This is a genomic window from Phenylobacterium sp., from assembly GCF_004799395.1.
Classification (GTDB): domain Bacteria; phylum Pseudomonadota; class Alphaproteobacteria; order Caulobacterales; family Caulobacteraceae; genus Phenylobacterium.
Genome location: NZ_SSMZ01000053.1, coordinates 1 through 16,215, shown reverse-complemented (window position 1 = coordinate 16,215; position 16,215 = coordinate 1). Strand labels below are relative to the sequence as shown.

The window sequence follows — 16,215 nt, the reverse complement described above, 5'->3', positions numbered from 1 at the left end:
TGGGAAAAGCAGAAGGACGGCGAGGAGCGCCGGGCCTCGTCGCGGCGATCGAGATACGCCGACGACAACAACGGCGCATAGCTGACCATGAGGCGATAATGGCGGACCCCAGACATATCCAACGCTCGGGCCAGATCGACTGGTCGAGGGTCCGCCCACGCCGCCATCCCTTCAACCCAGCCTCGGAGATGCGGATGGTTCCCCTGGGGGATCCAGCGGGAATGAGCCAGCTCGGCGTCCACATGATCCGAATTCCGCCGGGCAAGGAGAGCTTCATTCCTCACGCCCATTCGGTTTCGGAGGAGTTCGTGTTCATTGTGGAGGGCGTGGGCGAGATGATGCTGGACGACGTCGGGCATCCAGTGGGGCCTGGCGACTTCGTGGGCTTCCCTCTCGACGGCGTAGTCCATTCCCTGAAGTCGAAGGGCCCCGGCGATCTCGTCTATCTCACCGCCGGCCGCCGCGACCCAATCGAGATCGCCGACATGCCGAGCATCGGCAGGACCACGATCTTCCGGAACGGCAAGATGGAGCTGTTCGACGTGGAGGCCGCCGAGCGCTTGACGGGCGAGGAGTGGATGGCGCGGACGACGATCGAGGGGTGAGTTGCTGGATGCTCCCTGAAAGGGGAATCCGGTCAGCGCAGATACATCGCCGCCAGGAACGCCGCCCCCGCGACCACCGCGCCGGCGGCGAACCAGAGGAGCGCCGAGCCGCCGGAGCGGGTTTGCCGCACCTCGACGGTCGTGGTTGACGTATTCGGCAAACTCTCCGCCATCCGCGCGATGTTCCTGAGCGCGGTCATCGCCTCGTCGGCGAAGCGCTTGATCCGCGCGGCGGGCGACAGTTCACGGGCGATCCAGCGGCGCACGACGGGATCGGCGGCCGACCAGATGTTGTGGTCGGGCAGGATGCGGCGCGCGACGCCCTCGACCGTCATCATGGTCTTCTGCAGGAGCACCAGCTCCGGGCGCAGGCGCATTTCGTAGAGGGCGGTGATCTCGAAAAGCTGCAGCAGCACCCGGCTCATCGGCACCTGGCTGGCCGGACGGCCGAATACCGCCTCGCCGACCGCGCGCAGCGCCTGGGCGAAGGCCTCGACACTGTGGTGGGCCGGCACGTAGCCGGCGTCGAAGTGGGTGCGCGCGACGGCTTCGTAGTCGCGGTTGAGGAAGCCCCAGAGGATCTCCGCCAGATAGCGGCGCTCGGCCGGGCCGATGCGGCCGATGATCCCGAAGTCCACCGCCGTCAGCGACGCCGGCGCCGCGGCGAACAGGTTGCCCTCATGCAGGTCGGCGTGGAAGACGCCGTGGTCGAGGGCCTGGGACAAGAAGGCGCGGATCAGGTTGTCGGCCATGGCCTGGCGGTCGAGGCCGGGCTGGGTAAGCGCGCCGGGATCGGAGAGCGGCCAGCCGCGGGCCCACTCCATGGTCAGGACGCGCTTGCCGACGCCTTCCCAGACAATCGGCGGCGCCGCCATATAGCCGTCCAGCGCCATCACCTCGCGCAGCTCGTCGGCGCCGGCCGCCTCCAACCTCAAGTCAAGCTCCAAGCTGACCGCCCGGATCACGGTTTCGGCGAAGGCGATGGGCTCCAATCGGCGGGCCGGCGGAATCCAGCGGTCGATCAGCCGGGCAGCCAACATCAGGCTCTCGGAATCGGCGGCGACCCGCCGCTCGATCCCGGGCCGCAGCACCTTCACCGCCACCTTGCGGCCATCGAGCAGCCGGGCCTCGTGCGCCTGGGCCAGCGAGGCCGCGGCCAGGGGCTCGCCAAACTCGGCGTAGAGGCTCTCGACCGTGCGCCCGAGCGCCTTTTCCACCTCGGCGCGGGCGATGGCGGTGGGAAAGGCGGGCAGCCGGTCCTTCAGCCGCGACAGGTCCTCGGCGAATTCACGGCCGAAAAAATCGCCGCGCGTCGACAGCACCTGCCCGAGCTTGATGGCGACCGGCCCCGTGCCTTCGAGCGCACGCGCCAGCCGCTCGCCGGGCCGGCCCTGACGCGCGCCGGGGCCTGCGAACAGTCGCAGCGTCCTGGCGATGAAGGCCACCGACGGCAGGTAGGCGTCATCCAGTTCGCGGGGCAGCAGGGCGTCGTTGCGCACCAGCCCCCAGACCGCGGCGGTCATGCGGCCGAACGCGCCGATCGCCCCCATGTCGCTAGATCGCCCGGCCGGTGTGCAGCGCCGCGACTCCGCCGGTGAAGTTGGTGTAATCGACGCGCGCGAAGCCGGCCTCGCCGATCATGCCTGCGAACCGCCGCTGGTCCGGGAAACGGCGGATGCTCTCCACCAGGTACTGATAGGCGTCGCGGTCCCCGCCAACCCGCGCGCCGATCTCCGGGATCACCTTGAAGGAATAGGCGTCGTAGGCCTTCTGAAGCGCCTCGGTGATCGGCCGCGAGAACTCCAGGCACAGGAACCGCCCGCCGGGCTTCAGCACGCGGCGAGCCTCGCGAAGCGCGGCGGGGATGTCGGTGACGTTGCGGATGCCAAAGGAGATCACATAGGCGTCGGCGCTGTCGTCAGGCAGCGGCAGACGCTGGGCGTCGCCGACGGCCCAGGCGATCTCGGGTTCGCCGCCCTTCTCGCGCCCGGCGGCCACCATCTCGGCGTTGTAGTCGATGACCAGGATCTTCGCGTCTGCGCCGCCGCGGCGCAGCTGGGCGCCCCGCGCCATCCGGGCGAAGCGGCGGGCCATGTCGCCGGTGCCGCCGGCGCAGTCGATGATGATCTCGCCCGGCTGCGGATTCAGCCGCGCGGCGACAGCGTCCTTCCAGAGCCTGTGGACACCCCCGCTCATCAGGTCGTTCATCAGGTCGTAGCGGCGCGCCACGCGGTCGAAGACCCCCCGCACCAGGCCGGGCTTTTCGCTCGCATCCACGTCGCGGAAGCCGAAGGTGGCGACAGGTCCGGTCATAGGCTGAGCCTCTTAGCCCCCCGGCCGCAGGGCTCCAAGGCCCTTGGCGCGGCGGCAGGCCCGTGCCAAGCCGTCGCTTGCTTCATAAAGTGGGGGCCATGCCCGAACTTCCCGAGGTCGAGACGGTGCGCGGCGGGCTGGCGCCCGTGCTGGAGGGCCACCGCCTGACGCGCGTCGAGGCGCGGCGCCCTGACCTGCGCTTTCCCCTGCCACCCAACTTCGTCCAGGTGCTCACCGGCGCCACGGTCACCCGGGTGGTGCGGCGCGCGAAGTACCTGCTGGCCAGCCTCGACCGGGAAGACACCCTGGTCATGCACCTCGGCATGAGCGGCCGGTTCGAGATTTCCAATCCGATGAAAGGCGCGCCCGAGGGCGTCGAGCGCCCCGGCGAGTTCCACTACGCTCCGGACCGCGACCCCAAGCACGCCCACATCGTCTTCGAGACCGAGGCCGGCTCGCGGGTCACCTATTATGACCCCCGTCGGTTCGGCTACATGGCCCTGGTCAATTCGGCGACCCTGCACCTTCACCCTTGGTTCGCGGGTCTCGGCCCGGAGCCGCTCTCCGAGGACTTCAGCGCCGCGCGGCTGCACGGCGCCTTCAGGGACCGCAAACAGGGGCCCAAGACCCTTCTCCTGGATCAGCGGATCGTCGCGGGCCTCGGCAACATATATGTCTGCGAGGCCCTGAACCGCGCCCGCATCTCGCCGTTCAAGGCGGCGGGCGGAATTTCGAAGCCCAGGCTGGAGAAGCTGGTCGCCGATATCCGCGCGGTGCTGACCGAGGCGATCGCCGCCGGTGGCTCGACGCTTCGCGACTTCGCCCAGACCGACGGTGCGCTCGGCTATTTCCAGCATCGTTTCCGGGTCTACGACCGCGAGGGCGAGCCCTGTTTCAACGACCCCTGCGTCGGCGTCATCGCGCGCAGGGTGCAGGCCGGCCGTTCGACCTTCTATTGCCCCGTTTGCCAGAAATGATCGCGCCCATGAGCCGCCATCGCCGCATCCTGGCCTCCTTCGCCTTGGCCCTGACCGTCGTCTCCGCCGGCGCCGCGGCGGCGGCGCCGCCGATCTGGGTGGTGAAGGACAAGGATTCCGAGATCGTGCTGTTCGGCTCGATCCACGTCCTTCCGGCGAACCTGGATTGGGAGCCACCCGCCCTCGACCGGGCGCTGAAGAGCGCCGACGACATCTGGTTCGAACTGCCCATAGACCCGCAGAGCGAGGCCTACACTTCAGTCCTGGCCCAGCAGATGGGCGTCCTGCCGCCGGACGGCTCGCTGTTCAAGCTGCTGCCGCCGGCCGACGCGGCCCTGATGAGCCAGGTGGCCGCGACCTACCAGGTCTCGCCTCTCGTGCTGGACCGGCTGAAGCCCTGGCTGGCCGAGATCGCCCTGGCTGGCGGGGCCTATCGCAAGGTCGGCGCCGACGCTACGACCGGCGTCGAGAAAACGATCTCGGCCATGGCCACGCCCAACGCCAAACGTCAGGCCTTCGAGACTCCGGCCGAACAGATCGGCATGCTGTCGGCCGGATCCAGCGACGAGCAGGTGGCTTCGCTGCGCGAGACCCTGCACGAGATGGCCGACAAGCCGGACGAATACGCCGTGCTGGTGAAGGCCTGGATGAACAGCGACATCGCCACCCTCGACGCCGAGGCGCTGGAGCCCCTGCGCAAGGCGTCGCCAGAGCTCTTCAAGCGGCTGGTCAGCGACCGCAACGCCCGCTGGACCCAGGTTCTCGACGCCCGCATGAAGGGCCACGGCAAGACCGTCGTGGTGGTCGGCGTCGGCCACCTGATCGGCCCGGACGGGGTGCCCGCGAAACTTCGGGCGCTTGGCTATTCGGTCACGGGGCCTTAAGGCCCCGAAGGCCAACCACGGAGCCCGCCGATGAGCGCCTACGAAACCCTGATCGTCGAAGCCCCGCAGCCGGGCGTCACCCTGATCCGCCTCAACCGGCCGCAGGCGCTGAACGCGCTGAACAGCCAGCTGCTGACCGAGCTGCCGGCCGCCCTCGACACAGCCGAGGCCGACGAGGCGGTACGCTGCGTGGTGCTGACCGGCTCGGATCGCGCCTTCGCCGCCGGGGCCGACATCAAGGAGATGTCGGACAAGTCCTACGCCCAGATGTTCGTCAGCGACTTCTTCGGCCCCACGGCGCGAAGGATCGAGGGCTTCCGCAAGCCGCTGATCGCTGCGGTCGCCGGCTACGCTCTGGGCGGCGGCTGCGAGTTGGCCATGCTTTGCGACTTCATCATCGCCGCCGAGACAGCCAAGTTCGGTCAACCGGAGATCAACCTGGGCGTCATGCCGGGGATTGGCGGCACCCAGCGGCTGCCGCGCGCGGTGGGCAAGGCGAAGGCCATGGACATGGTGCTAACCGCCCGGATGATGGACGCCGCCGAGGCCGAACGCGCAGGCCTGGTGTCCCGGGTAGTGCCCGCCGACAAACTGCTGGAGGAGACCCTCGCCGCGGCCGGCAAGATCGCCAGCCAGTCGCCGCTGGCGCTCGCCATGAACAAGGAGCTGATAAACGCGGCTTTCGAGACCACGCTGTCCACCGGCGTGGCCATGGAGCGGCGCCTGTTCCACTCGCTCTTCGCCTTCGAGGACCAGAAGGAAGGCATGGCCGCCTTCGTCGACAAGCGGCCGGCGAAGTTCACGGGGAAGTAGGCGGGCCGAAAAGACCCCCGCGCGCCGTTGACCCGCCGCCCATCCTCCCGTATATCCGCGCCTCCAATTTTCACCGCCCGGCCCGCCGGGCGCGTTCGCATGAGAAGCTCCTAGATGGCCAATACGCCCGGCTCCAAGAAGGCGGTCCGCAAGATCGCCCGCCGCACCGAAGTCAACACCGCGCGCCGCTCGCGCGTACGCACCTTCCTGCGCAAGTTCGACGAAGCCCTGACTTCGGGCGACGCCGCGGCGGCCAAGGACGCCTTTGTGAAGGCCCAGTCGGAGCTGATGCGCGCCGTCACCAAGGGCGTCGTCCACAAAAACACCGGTTCGCGCAAGGTGTCGCGCCTGGCCGCCCAACTGAAGAAAATGTCGGCTGCCTGACATAAGCCTGGCGGGATCGAAACCCCGCCGTCGAGATCGGAATTTGACCTGCCAAACGGCGCCCCCCACGGGCGCCGTTTTCGCGTCTAGGGCGAGGCTGCGGGGTGCGACCTATGCGACGAATCTGCTCAGCGCACGGACCGCTGTTCGGCGTTTCCCTTGGAGCGAAAAGGGCTCCGCGCGAGTCAACGAAAATATCGTTCGACCCGCCGAAGAATCACCGTTGACCGGCCTTGGCCCCCCATTAGTGTCAGCTTCCTTACAGGCGTCTTCAATCTGATCCCGGATCAAAACGGGGCGCCGGCGGAGCGCTTGCGCTCGCCGGATAAGAGCCTGTTTGTGTTGAGAAAGGCGCGGTTCCTTGCGTGGGGCTGGGACCGTGACGTGGGCAGGACGGGATTGGAAGAGATGATGAGCGGGGGGGTTGCGGGAGCCATGGCGAGCGCACCGGCCGGGGTCGTGTGGACCAAGACCTGCGTGGTCTTGAAGCGCGAGCTGGGCGAAGCGACGTTTGGGTCCTGGCTGGGCCAGGCGGCGCTGCGCGAGACCGGGGACGAGGTGTGCCTGGTGGCCGCCACGGGCGTCGCGCGCGACTGGATCGCGCGGCATGCCTGGCGACGTATTGGGGAGCTGTGGGCGCAGAACGATCCGCTGGGCCGCAGGCTCGATCTGAAGTCACGTATGGAAGTCGATTTCGAGGCTCCGGCGACCATCGCGGCGACTGTTGCAGCGTCCGCTACGGCGGCGGAATCCGTCCAAGGTTCGGCGGCGCCCGAAGTCTTCGAGATCGAGGCCGCGCCGGCTGCGGCCCGCCATGGCCGCCTTCTGGGGCTGCAGGACCGCTTCGCCTTCGACACCTTTGTCGCTGGCCCTTCCAACGAATTCGCCTTCGCCGTGGCGCGGCGCGTTGCGACGTGGTCGGACGGCCATTTCAACCCGGTTGTGTTCCACGGGCCCTACGGCTTCGGGAAGACCCACCTGCTGAACGCGCTCGCCTGGGAAGCCATGCGAAATGAGCCCTCCAAGCGGGTGGTCTACCTGACCGCCGAGAGATTCACCTCGACCTTCGTCAAGGCGCTGCAGGACAAGCAGACCTCGGCCTTCAAGGACGAACTGCGCAACGCCGACCTGCTGCTGATCGACGACGTGCACTTCGTGGCGGGCAAGACCCAGACGCAGGAGGAACTGTTCCACACCCTGATCGCGCTAGTGGAAGACGGCCGCCGCGTGGTGATGACCGCTGACCGCTCGCCCACCGAGATTTCGGAGATGGAGCCTCGGCTGCGCAGCCACCTGCAGGCGGGCCTGGTCTGCGGCATCGAGCCGGCCGACCGGACGCTTCGCCTGGGCATCCTGGAGCGTAAGCTGCAGACCCTGGCCCAGCAGGGCAAGTTCCTGCCGTCCGCCAAGCCCGAGGTCATGCAATTCCTGGCCGACCGCTTCACCGACAGCGTCCGTGAGTTGGAAGGGGCGCTGAACACCCTGGTGGCCCGTGTCGGCGGGGACGTGGCGCGGCTGACCCTCGACGAGGCCCAGACGATCCTTCGCCCGCACCTGTCGTGCAACGAGCGCAAGGTGACGGTGGACCAGATCCAGAAGACCGTGGCCGAGCACTACGGGCTGAAGCAGGCCGACCTGATCTCCGAGCGCCGCGCCCGCGCCGTGGCCCGCCCGCGGCAGGTGGCCATGTGGCTGGCCAAGCAGATCACCGTCCGCTCCCTGCCCGACATCGGTCGCCGGTTCGGCGGGCGCGACCACACCACAGTGCTGCACGCCGTGCGGCGCATCGAAAGCCTGAAGGCCGAGGACCCGGCCATCGCGCGAGACGTTGACGTACTGCTCAGGAAGCTGCGGGGCTAAACAGCCGAAATGCTGTAGGGTGGGGTCACCGCGCAATCGCGGCCGCCCCACCTGAAAAGCTGCTCATGTCTGGAAAAGACCTCAAGGGCTCCGGCCTGACCGATCGCCTGTCCGCCGCCGCCGACGCCAAGGCCGCCCTGCTGGCGAAGCTCAAGCCCAAGCCCACGGTCACCGATCCCCTGTTCGAGCAGCGGTCGGCCCTGCGCGAGGCCGAGCGCAAGGCCGAGCTCCACGAGGTACGCACCGTGCGCGCCGACGAGAAAGAAGCCATCCGCCAGGCCGCCGCCGACGCCCTGGCCGCCGATCATGCGGCGATCGCCGCCGCCGAGGAAGCCGCGCTCGCCGAGAAACGGGGCGCGCGCAAGGAACGCAAGCAACTCACCAAAGCCGAGGCCCAGACCAAGCGCGACGCCCGCTACGCGGCCCGCAAGGCGCGCTAGGCGCGCTAGGCGGCAGACCTGTGGGCGGCGAACGCCATCCGCGCGCGAACTGCGTCGTCGGCGGCCGGACCGGCGACGAGCGTGAAGGTTCCGTCATCCACCCGTCGGCCGGTGTGGGCGTCCACGACGACCGGATCGGCCGCCAGACCCGTCGTAGTGTCTGCGAGACCGCTCGCCAGGCCCTCCCTGGCGAAATGCCGGTTCCCGAAAGCCATCATCGCATAGAGCACCGGGCGGAAGTCGCGGCCCAGCTCGGTCAGGACGTATTCGTCGCGCGGCGGCCGTTCGTTGTAGCGGCGTCGCTCAAGAAAGCCCGCCTCCGCCAACCGCGTTAGTCGGTCGGCGAGGATGTTGGGGGCCACGCTCAGGCTTTTGCGGAACTGGTCAAACCGGGTCAGGCCATGGAGGGCGTCGCGCAGGATCATCAGGCTCCAGGCGTCTCCGGCCCGCGCTACGGTGCGTGCGACCGGGCAAAGGCAACGGTCGAATTCAGAATTTCTCATGTACAGCTATCTGGTGAGTCACTTGCGATTTGCAAGTGAGTTCCCACCTCCGCTCCAGGCGACGAGACAGCGCCGCATGGAGATCCTCAAATGACCCAAACCCACACCCACACCCACGGAGCAGCCCTCGTCACCGGAGCCTCGGCCGGCATAGGCGCGACCTATGCCGACCGTCTGGCCAAGCGCGGCCATGACCTGATCCTGGTGGCCCGCGACGCCGCCCGTCTGGAGGAGCTCGCCACCCGCCTGCGCGCTGAGACCGGCGTGAATGTCGAGGTGTTCCGCGCAGACCTGACCGATCCCGCCGATCTGACGGGCCTTGAGGACCGTCTGGCCCAAGACTCCACTATCGACCTGGTGGTCAACAACGCCGGCGCCGCCCTGTTCGGGGGCTTCCTGGAGCATGGCCCTGAGCAGATCGAAAACCTGATCCGGCTGAACGTGGTCGCCGTGACCCGACTGGCCAACGCAGCGGCCAAAGCGTTCAACGCCCGAAGCCGAGGGACCCTGATCAACGTGGGCTCGGTGGTGGGCCTGCTGCCGGAGTACCGCAGCGTGGTCTACGGCGCGACCAAGGCCTTCGTGCTCTATCTGACCCAGGGCTTGAACGAGGAGATCGGCGGCGCCGGAGTCACGTTCCAGGTGGTCCTGCCGGGCGCCACGCGCACCGAGATCTGGGAACGCTCCGGCCGAGACCCCTCAACCCTCGACCCGGATCGAACCATGGACGTGGACGAGCTGGTCGACGCCGCCCTGGCGGGCCTCGACAAGGGCGAGCTGGTCACCATCCCGTCCCTGCCCGACCCCGCAGACTGGGACGCCTTCCAGGCGACGCGCCTGAAGATGGCCCCGAACCTGTCGAAGGCGCATCCGGCGGTGCGGTACGGCGTGCGCGTCCCGGTCGACACCTGAATCCACTGAGGCGCACAGAAAAGGGCGGCTGGATTGCTCCAGCCGCCCTCGTCATGTCTGCCGTTGACCGGCGCTCGGTTAGGCGTCGGCTTCTTCCGGCTGCTTGGAGGTCAGGTCCTCGCCGGTTTCCTGGTCGACGATCTTCATCGACAGGCGGGTCTTGCCGCGGTCGTCGAAGCCCAGGAGCTTCACCTTCACGGACTGGCCCTCGGTGAGGACGTCGGAGACCTTGTTGACGCGCTCGTTGGAGATCTGGCTGACATGCACCAGGCCATCCTTCGCGCCGAAGAAGTTCACGAAGGCGCCGAAGTCGACGATCTTCACGACCTTGCCGGTGTAGATCAGGCCCACTTCCGGCTCGGACGCGATCGACTTGATCCACTCCTTGGCCGCGTCGATCTTCGACTGCTCGGCGGCCGCGATCTTGATCGTGCCGTCTTCGCCGATATCGATCTTGGCGCCGGTTTCGGCGGTGATCTCGCGGATCACCTTGCCGCCTGAACCGATCACTTCACGGATCTTGTCCACCGGGATCTTGATGGTCTCGATCTTCGGGGCGTATTCACCCAGCTCGTGACGCGGCGCCTCCATGGCCTTGGCCATCTCGCCGAGGATGTGCTCGCGGCCGCCCTTCGCCTGGGCGAGCGCCTGCTTCATGATCGCCTCGGTGATGCCCGCGATCTTGATGTCCATCTGCAGCGAGGTGATGCCGTCGGAGGTGCCGGCCACCTTGAAGTCCATGTCGCCGAGGTGATCTTCGTCACCCAGGATGTCCGAGAGGACCGCGAAGCCGTCCGATTCCAGGATCAGGCCCATGGCGATGCCGGAGACCGGCTTCTTCAGGGGCACGCCCGCGTCCATCAGGGCCAGCGAGGAGCCGCAGACCGAGGCCATGGACGAGGAACCGTTGGACTCGAAGATCTCCGAGACCAGGCGGATCGTATAGGGGAAGTCTTCGACGCTCGGCAGCATCGGGCGGATCGCCCGCCACGCCAGCTTGCCGTGCCCGACTTCGCGGCGGCCCGGCGCGCCCATGCGGCCCGTTTCCCCGACCGAGAAGGGGGGGAAATTGTAGTGCAGCATGAACTTCTCATAGTACTTGCCCTCGAGGGCATCGATGAGCTGCTCGTCGTCGCCGGTGCCGAGGGTGGCCACGACCAGCGCCTGGGTCTCGCCGCGGGTGAATAGGGCCGAGCCGTGAGCGCGGCTGAGCACGCCCACTTCCGAGACGATCTGGCGGACCTGGTCGACCTTGCGGCCGTCGATTCGGATGCCGGTGTCGAGGATGTTGCGGCGGACGACGTCGGCTTCCAGTTCCTTGAAGACGGCGCCCAGCTTGTCGGGCGAGATGCCGGCCGGGTTCTCGTCGGACTTGCCGAACTTCTCCGTAGCCTTGGCCTTGGCCGCGGCGACCGCGTCTTGGCGTTCCAGCTTGGCGGGGATCTTGAAGGCGGCGGCGAGGTCCTTGCCGACCGCCTTCTTCATTTCCGCCTTGATGGCGTCGGTGTCGTCGGGCTGGAAGTCGAAGGGCTCCTTGGCGGAGTGCTCAGCCAGCTCGATGATCGCGTCGATGACGGGCTGCATGCCGGCGTGGGCGAACATCACCCCCTTCAGCACTTCGTCTTCGTTCATTTCCTGGATTTCGGACTCGACCATCATGACCGCGTCCTGCGTGCCGGCGACCACCAGGTCCATCCGGCTGTCCTTCATCTCGTCAAGCGTCGGGTTGAGGACGTACTCACCGTTCACGTAGCCGACGCGGGCGCCGGCGATCGGGCCCATGAAGGGGGCGCCGGACAGCACCAGGGCGGCCGAGGCGGCCACCAGGGCGACGATATCCGGATCGTTTTCCAGGTCGTGGGCCAGGACGGTGCAGACGACCTGCACTTCGTTCTTGAAACCCTTCACGAACAGCGGGCGGATCGGACGGTCGATCAGGCGGCTGGTCAGGGTTTCCTTCTGCGAGGGCGCGGCCTCGCGGCGGGGGAAGGAGCCCGGGATCTTGCCCGCGGCGTAGAACTTCTCCTGATAGTTCACGGTCAGGGGGAAGAAGTCCTGGCCGGGCTTGGCGCTCTTGGCGAAGACCGCGGTGGCCAGCACCATGGTCTCGCCGTAGGTGGCCAGGACGGAGCCGTCAGCCTGACGGGCCATGCGGCCGGTTTCGAGCGTGAGCGTCTTGCCGCCCCACTCGATGGTCTTGCGTTTGATATTGAACATGTTCGCTTCTTTCTCGTCCCGCGGGCGTATTCCCGGCGGGGGCGGACAGGGATCGGGCTTCCGAAATCCTCTCCAAATGAACAGGCGATGAGGACTTCTTGGGAGCCCTCGGCGTGTGCGGCGGTCCCGAACTGAAAAGGGAATCGCCAGTGCCGCATTGGGTCCCCCGGCCTGTTGCGGAGGAGCGGCGGTTTAGCTCCCGCTCATCCCGGCGAAAGCCGGGATCCATGCGGGCGGTCGATCTGCGTCGATCTCAGCTTGGACCCCGGCTTTCGCCGGGGCGAGCGGAAATCAGCGGCGCAGGCCGAGGGTCTCGATCAGCTTCTGATAGCGGTCCGCGTCGGACTTCTTCAGGTGGTCGAGGAGCGACCGGCGCGCGGACACGAGCTTGAGCAGCCCGCGGCGCGAGTGGTTGTCCTTCTTGTGGGTCTTGAAGTGTTCGGTGAGGTTCGAAATCCGTTCGGACATGATCGCCACCTGGACTTCGGCGCTGCCCGTGTCCGCGTCGCCGCGGGCATGGGACTTGATCACTTCAGCCTTGCGTTCGGCCGTAATCGACATCGGTCAATCTCCGCTCTTGTCGAGATGAAAGACCCGCGAGGGTTCGAGCCGTCCCGCGCGCATCTCGCAGAGGGCGACAACCGATCCGCCCGCCATGGCTGAAACGGTTCTGGAGCCGGGCTTGAGCCTGGCTTTGACCGATTCCACCTGTCGGGGAACGAGAACGATCGCGCGTCCCTGCTTCAGTCGGAAAGCGTCTTCGGCGGTCACGGCCAGCTCCGGGATGTCGTCCAGGGCGGTCTCGACCGGAAGCAATAGCTCCGACTGACGGGCCTTATGCCCTAAATCCTCAAGGAATTCCAGCGTCACCGCAGATTGTTCGGTGAAGCACCCCACGCGGGTCCTGCGCAGGTCGCTGACGTGGCCGCAGGCCCCAAGCATTCCGGCCAGGTCGCGCGCGATGGCGCGGACATAGGTCCCCTTGCCGCACTCGATCTCCAAGGTGACGTGATCGGCGTCCGGAACCTCGGCCACGCGGGCCGAATGCACGGTCACGATCCGCGCCGCCAGCTCCACCGTCTCGCCGGCGCGGGCGAGGTCATAGGCCCGCTCGCCGTCCACCTTGATCGCCGAATAGGCTGGCGGCACCTGGCTGATCTCGCCGACGAACGCCGGCAGGGCGGCCTCGACCTGGGCGACAGTCGGGCGCACGTCGGACTCGGCGATCGTCTCGCCCTCGCGGTCGTAGGTGGCCGTGGTGCGGCCCCAGGCAATGGTGAAGCGGTAGGCCTTGTCGGCGTCCACCAGGTACGGAACCGTCTTCGTCGCCTCGCCCAGCGCGATCGGCAGGACGCCGGTGGCGAGCGGGTCCAGCGTGCCGGCGTGGCCCGCTTTCTGGGCGTTGAAGGCCCGGCGCACGCGGCTCACCGCGTGGGTCGAGGTCAGGTCGTAGGGCTTGTCGAGGCAGATCCACCCGGAGACCGCTTCGCCCTTGCGCCGCCGCGCCATCAGTCTTCGTCTTCCGAAGCGGGCCTGGGCTTCAGGTCCTGGGCCACCCGCGGGTCATCGAACAGCCGGCTCATGCGCGCGGCGGCGTCGAAGGTCTCGTCGTGCAGGAACTTGAGCGCCGGGGTGAATTTCATATCGACGGCGTGGCCCAGACGGCCTCGCAGGAACTTGTGGTGGCGGTTCAGCGCCTTGACCACCACCGCCGCATGTTCGCCGCCGCCCAGGGGTTCGACGAAGACGGTGGCGTTGCGCAGGTCCGGGCTCATCCGCACTTCGGTGAGGGTGATGGAGACGCCGGCGATGTCAGGGTCGGTGATCTCCTGCGCGCGCAGGATCTCCACCAGGGCGTGACGCATCAGTTCGCCCGCGCGCAGCTGGCGCTGCGAGGGGCCGGCGGGAGCCTGACGGCCAGAGGTTATGGGGCGTTTCATGGGTGTCTCGCTCAGGCCTGGGGCGCGGATCGGACGCACCGACGCAGGGGAAGGCGGGCTTCTAGTGGGCCGGCGACGCGGAGTCTAGCCGAACGCTCAGCTGCGTATCCGCTCGCGCACCATGCGGGTGAACGCCTCGCGGATCAGCGGCACGTTGCGGTGCTTCGCCGGAAATAGGTCCGCCGGCTCGTCGAGGTGCAGGAGGAAGGTCGCGTTGGCTTCGAATAGCAGGAGCCGGCCGTCGGCGGTCAGCGCGCAGTCGATGCCGCCATAGTCGAGGTCAAGCCGCCGGGCCACCTCATCGACCGCGGCGGCGGCGCGGGGGCCGAACACGCCGCGCCAGTCGTCCATGAACCGCTCCTCCTCGGCCAGCTTCCAGGCCGAGCGCGCCATCTCAGCGCGCCAGTAATGCAGCAGCCAATGGTCCCCGATCGCCAGGTGGAAGGGATAGGCCCGCCGGTCCACGAAGATCAGGCGGTATTTACGCCAAAGGCCGTCCGCCGAGCGGAAGTCGTGAAAGGGGCAGATCAGCAGGCGCTCTTCGGGGTCCGCCGCCAGATAGGCGGCCTTGTCCGTCTCACCCTCCAACTTGATCAGGTTCTCGCCGCCATGGTCGCCAGCCGGCCGCACGAGCATCGGCGCCTCGATCGCCAGGCGCCCAAGCTCCACCGGGCCTAGGGGCCGCACGCGCGGGACCACCGTGTCCGGGACATTGCCGAACAGGATCGCCGCGGTGTCGCGGCCGGTCTTCAGGATCCCCTCCGGCGGATTGATCACGGGCTTTCCCAGGGCCGCGCAAAGGGCGCTGGCCGAGGCCAGCTGGCCGGCGTCGCGATGGATGTCGCCCAGGGTGCTGATGATGACGTCGGCGCCGACCGCGGCCAGATCCTCCATCGTCATCTGGCCCAGCGGCGAGTCCGGCTGCTCCGGCGACAGCAGGTTCATCGAGGCGATGGAGAAGGCCTCGGGATCGACCAGATAGCGGGTCGGCAGGTGTCCGGATCCGACGGCCGCAAGCAGCAGCACAGTCTCCCGGCCGTTCGGCCCGGGGCGACGGCGCACGCCGGCGTTGCGGGCCAGGCCGTTGCGGATGTCGAGCGCGTCCTGGGTCCGCTTTGCGCGATCGAGAACCACGGCCAGCTGTTCGAGGGTGTCGATGTCGGCATGGCCCGCGGCGACCCGCGCACGCAGCGCCGCTTCCGCCTCGGCGAGCCGGCCGGTCTTCACCGCCGCCTTGGAGATCGCCCCAAGCACGCTTGAGCCCACATTGACCTGGGGCTCCGAGGGGGCCGGGATGGCGGCGATCAGGTCGTCCAGGGCTTCGTCGAAGCGTCCGCAGTCGATCAGCACGAGGCCGCGGTTGCCATGCGCCACGCGGAAGGCCGGGTCGACCGCGAGAGCGTGGCCCAGGGCCGTCAGAGCCTCCTCCCGGCGTCCAAGCTGATGCAGCGCGACCCCGATCTCATTGTGGATCGGCGCCAGGTCCGGCCGCCATTGCGCGGCACGCTGGAAGATCTCAAGCGCGGCCTCGTTGTCGCCCTGACGCGCCTTCAGCCACCCCACGCCGAGAAGAGCCGCCGGGTCCTCCGGCCGCAGCTCCAGGCGCCGCAGGACCATCGCCTCGGCCTCCGCGGCATTGGGGCCGTCGGCCAGGATCATGGCCAGCATGCCCATTGCCTCGGCGTGATCGGGCCAGCGCTCGAGGATCGCCCGGTAGGCGGCCTCGGCCTCGGCCAAGAGACTGGCGGCATGGTGCGCCAGGGCCTCGCGCATCAGGCCCGCAGCGTCCGCCTGTGAAGATGCGATGTCCGTCATGCCCGCGTCGACGTTTGACTCTGCGCGATCAAGCGCCCGTTCGGCTGCTCAAGGATTTCGCGAGCGGCGTAACATGTGTCGCCCACGCAGGCGATTGAAACGCGCTCGCCTGGTCGCCACGCGGGAATAAATCCCGGCCGCCGGCGGTCTTCAGTCGGCGCAGGCGGGCCCATCGGGGGCGAGGCTCTGCGCCGGAGCCCTCCATGAACGCCCACGTCACCCTCCCGGCGAAGACAGCGCCGGCGGCTGCGCCACCGAGCCGCTTCGACGGCGTCAGCCTCGGGCTGCACTGGGCGAGCGTCGTGCTGATCGTGGCCCTGTTCGCCAGCGCCTGGTCGCTGGCCCTGGCCCAGGTCGGCGGTGCGGCCGGTGCGATCCTGACACTGCACCGCTCGCTGGGCGTGAGCCTGTGGATTCTGGCGCTGCTCCGCCTGGGCTGGCGGTTGGGCTTTGCGGTGCGCCCCGCCCTGCCCGCTGACATGCCGGAATTGCAGAAGGTCGCTGCGGCGATAACCGAGGGTGCGCTCTACCTCCTGATGCTGGCGCAGCCCC

17 protein-coding genes are annotated in these 16,215 nt (G+C 68.2%); 9 read left to right on the top strand and 8 right to left on the bottom strand.

The features are described from left to right. The first annotated feature begins 221 nt into the window (after window positions 1-221). On the top strand, window positions 222-605 hold the full coding sequence (locus tag E8A12_RS03740; protein WP_293366414.1) for a cupin domain-containing protein: 384 nt from the start codon (window positions 222-224) through the stop codon (window positions 603-605). Window positions 606-637: 32 nt separating this feature from the next. On the opposite strand, the gene ubiB is transcribed toward E8A12_RS03740, so the two are convergent. Both ubiB and E8A12_RS03730 read right to left on the bottom strand, forming a co-directional pair. Further along, entirely contained in the window at window positions 638-2,155 is a 1,518-nt protein-coding gene (gene ubiB, locus E8A12_RS03735) for a 2-polyprenylphenol 6-hydroxylase (protein WP_293366413.1), read from the bottom strand. A 4-nt stretch (window positions 2,156-2,159) separates the two neighbouring features. Further along, window positions 2,160-2,918: a class I SAM-dependent methyltransferase gene (locus E8A12_RS03730; RefSeq protein ID WP_293366412.1), complete on the bottom strand. Its 759-nt coding sequence runs from the start codon at window positions 2,916-2,918 to the stop codon at window positions 2,160-2,162. 98 nt (window positions 2,919-3,016) lie between these two features. Between E8A12_RS03730 and mutM the strand changes: the two genes are divergently transcribed. From mutM to E8A12_RS03700, 6 genes are all read left to right on the top strand, one after another. Beyond that, the gene (gene mutM, locus E8A12_RS03725; protein WP_293366411.1) at window positions 3,017-3,895 is read left to right on the top strand and encodes a bifunctional DNA-formamidopyrimidine glycosylase/DNA-(apurinic or apyrimidinic site) lyase; all 879 of its coding nucleotides are present in this window, start codon (window positions 3,017-3,019) and stop codon (window positions 3,893-3,895) included. 8 nt (window positions 3,896-3,903) lie between these two features. Further along, window positions 3,904-4,779: a TraB/GumN family protein gene (locus tag E8A12_RS03720; RefSeq protein WP_293366410.1), complete on the top strand. Its 876-nt coding sequence runs from the start codon at window positions 3,904-3,906 to the stop codon at window positions 4,777-4,779. A gap of 30 nt (window positions 4,780-4,809) precedes the next feature. Continuing rightward, a complete protein-coding gene (locus E8A12_RS03715; RefSeq protein WP_293366409.1) occupies window positions 4,810-5,592 on the top strand; it encodes an enoyl-CoA hydratase in 783 nt (260 codons plus the stop codon). A 114-nt stretch (window positions 5,593-5,706) separates the two neighbouring features. Beyond that, entirely contained in the window at window positions 5,707-5,976 is a 270-nt protein-coding gene (rpsT, locus tag E8A12_RS03710) for a 30S ribosomal protein S20 (protein WP_293366408.1), read from the top strand. Between the two features lie 408 nt (window positions 5,977-6,384). Next, on the top strand, window positions 6,385-7,836 hold the full coding sequence (gene dnaA / locus E8A12_RS03705; protein ID WP_293366415.1) for a chromosomal replication initiator protein DnaA: 1,452 nt from the start codon (window positions 6,385-6,387) through the stop codon (window positions 7,834-7,836). 65 nt (window positions 7,837-7,901) lie between these two features. Then, window positions 7,902-8,276: a DUF6481 family protein gene (locus E8A12_RS03700; protein ID WP_293366407.1), complete on the top strand. Its 375-nt coding sequence runs from the start codon at window positions 7,902-7,904 to the stop codon at window positions 8,274-8,276. 5 nt (window positions 8,277-8,281) lie between these two features. Here the strand turns inward: E8A12_RS03700 and E8A12_RS03695 are convergent, their stop codons facing one another. Then, window positions 8,282-8,779, bottom strand: a complete 498-nt coding sequence (locus E8A12_RS03695) for a helix-turn-helix domain-containing protein (RefSeq protein WP_293366406.1) — start codon at window positions 8,777-8,779, stop codon at window positions 8,282-8,284. A gap of 90 nt (window positions 8,780-8,869) precedes the next feature. On the opposite strand from E8A12_RS03695, the gene E8A12_RS03690 reads away from it, so the two are divergent. Beyond that, window positions 8,870-9,691: an SDR family oxidoreductase gene (locus E8A12_RS03690; protein WP_293366405.1), complete on the top strand. Its 822-nt coding sequence runs from the start codon at window positions 8,870-8,872 to the stop codon at window positions 9,689-9,691. Window positions 9,692-9,769: 78 nt separating this feature from the next. On the opposite strand, the gene pnp is transcribed toward E8A12_RS03690, so the two are convergent. From pnp to E8A12_RS03665, 5 genes are all read right to left on the bottom strand, one after another. Next, entirely contained in the window at window positions 9,770-11,908 is a 2,139-nt protein-coding gene (gene pnp / locus E8A12_RS03685; RefSeq protein ID WP_293366404.1) for a polyribonucleotide nucleotidyltransferase, read from the bottom strand. A 291-nt stretch (window positions 11,909-12,199) separates the two neighbouring features. Continuing rightward, a complete protein-coding gene (rpsO, locus tag E8A12_RS03680) occupies window positions 12,200-12,469 on the bottom strand; it encodes a 30S ribosomal protein S15 (RefSeq protein WP_293366403.1) in 270 nt (89 codons plus the stop codon). Window positions 12,470-12,472: 3 nt separating this feature from the next. Continuing rightward, on the bottom strand, window positions 12,473-13,417 hold the full coding sequence (gene truB, locus E8A12_RS03675) for a tRNA pseudouridine(55) synthase TruB (protein ID WP_293366402.1): 945 nt from the start codon (window positions 13,415-13,417) through the stop codon (window positions 12,473-12,475). Beyond that, window positions 13,417-13,848 carry a 30S ribosome-binding factor RbfA gene (gene rbfA, locus E8A12_RS03670; RefSeq protein ID WP_293366401.1) on the bottom strand — a complete coding sequence of 144 codons (432 nt, stop codon included), beginning with the start codon at window positions 13,846-13,848 and terminating at the stop codon, window positions 13,417-13,419. The genes truB and rbfA overlap by 1 nt, the downstream gene beginning before the upstream one ends. A 96-nt stretch (window positions 13,849-13,944) precedes the next feature. After that, window positions 13,945-15,663, bottom strand: a complete 1,719-nt coding sequence (locus E8A12_RS03665) for a tetratricopeptide repeat protein (RefSeq protein ID WP_293366400.1) — start codon at window positions 15,661-15,663, stop codon at window positions 13,945-13,947. A gap of 203 nt (window positions 15,664-15,866) precedes the next feature. Between E8A12_RS03665 and E8A12_RS03660 the strand changes: the two genes are divergently transcribed. Further along, the coding region (locus E8A12_RS03660; RefSeq protein ID WP_363211495.1) for a cytochrome b/b6 domain-containing protein at window positions 15,867-16,215 on the top strand (349 nt) is incomplete at its 3' end.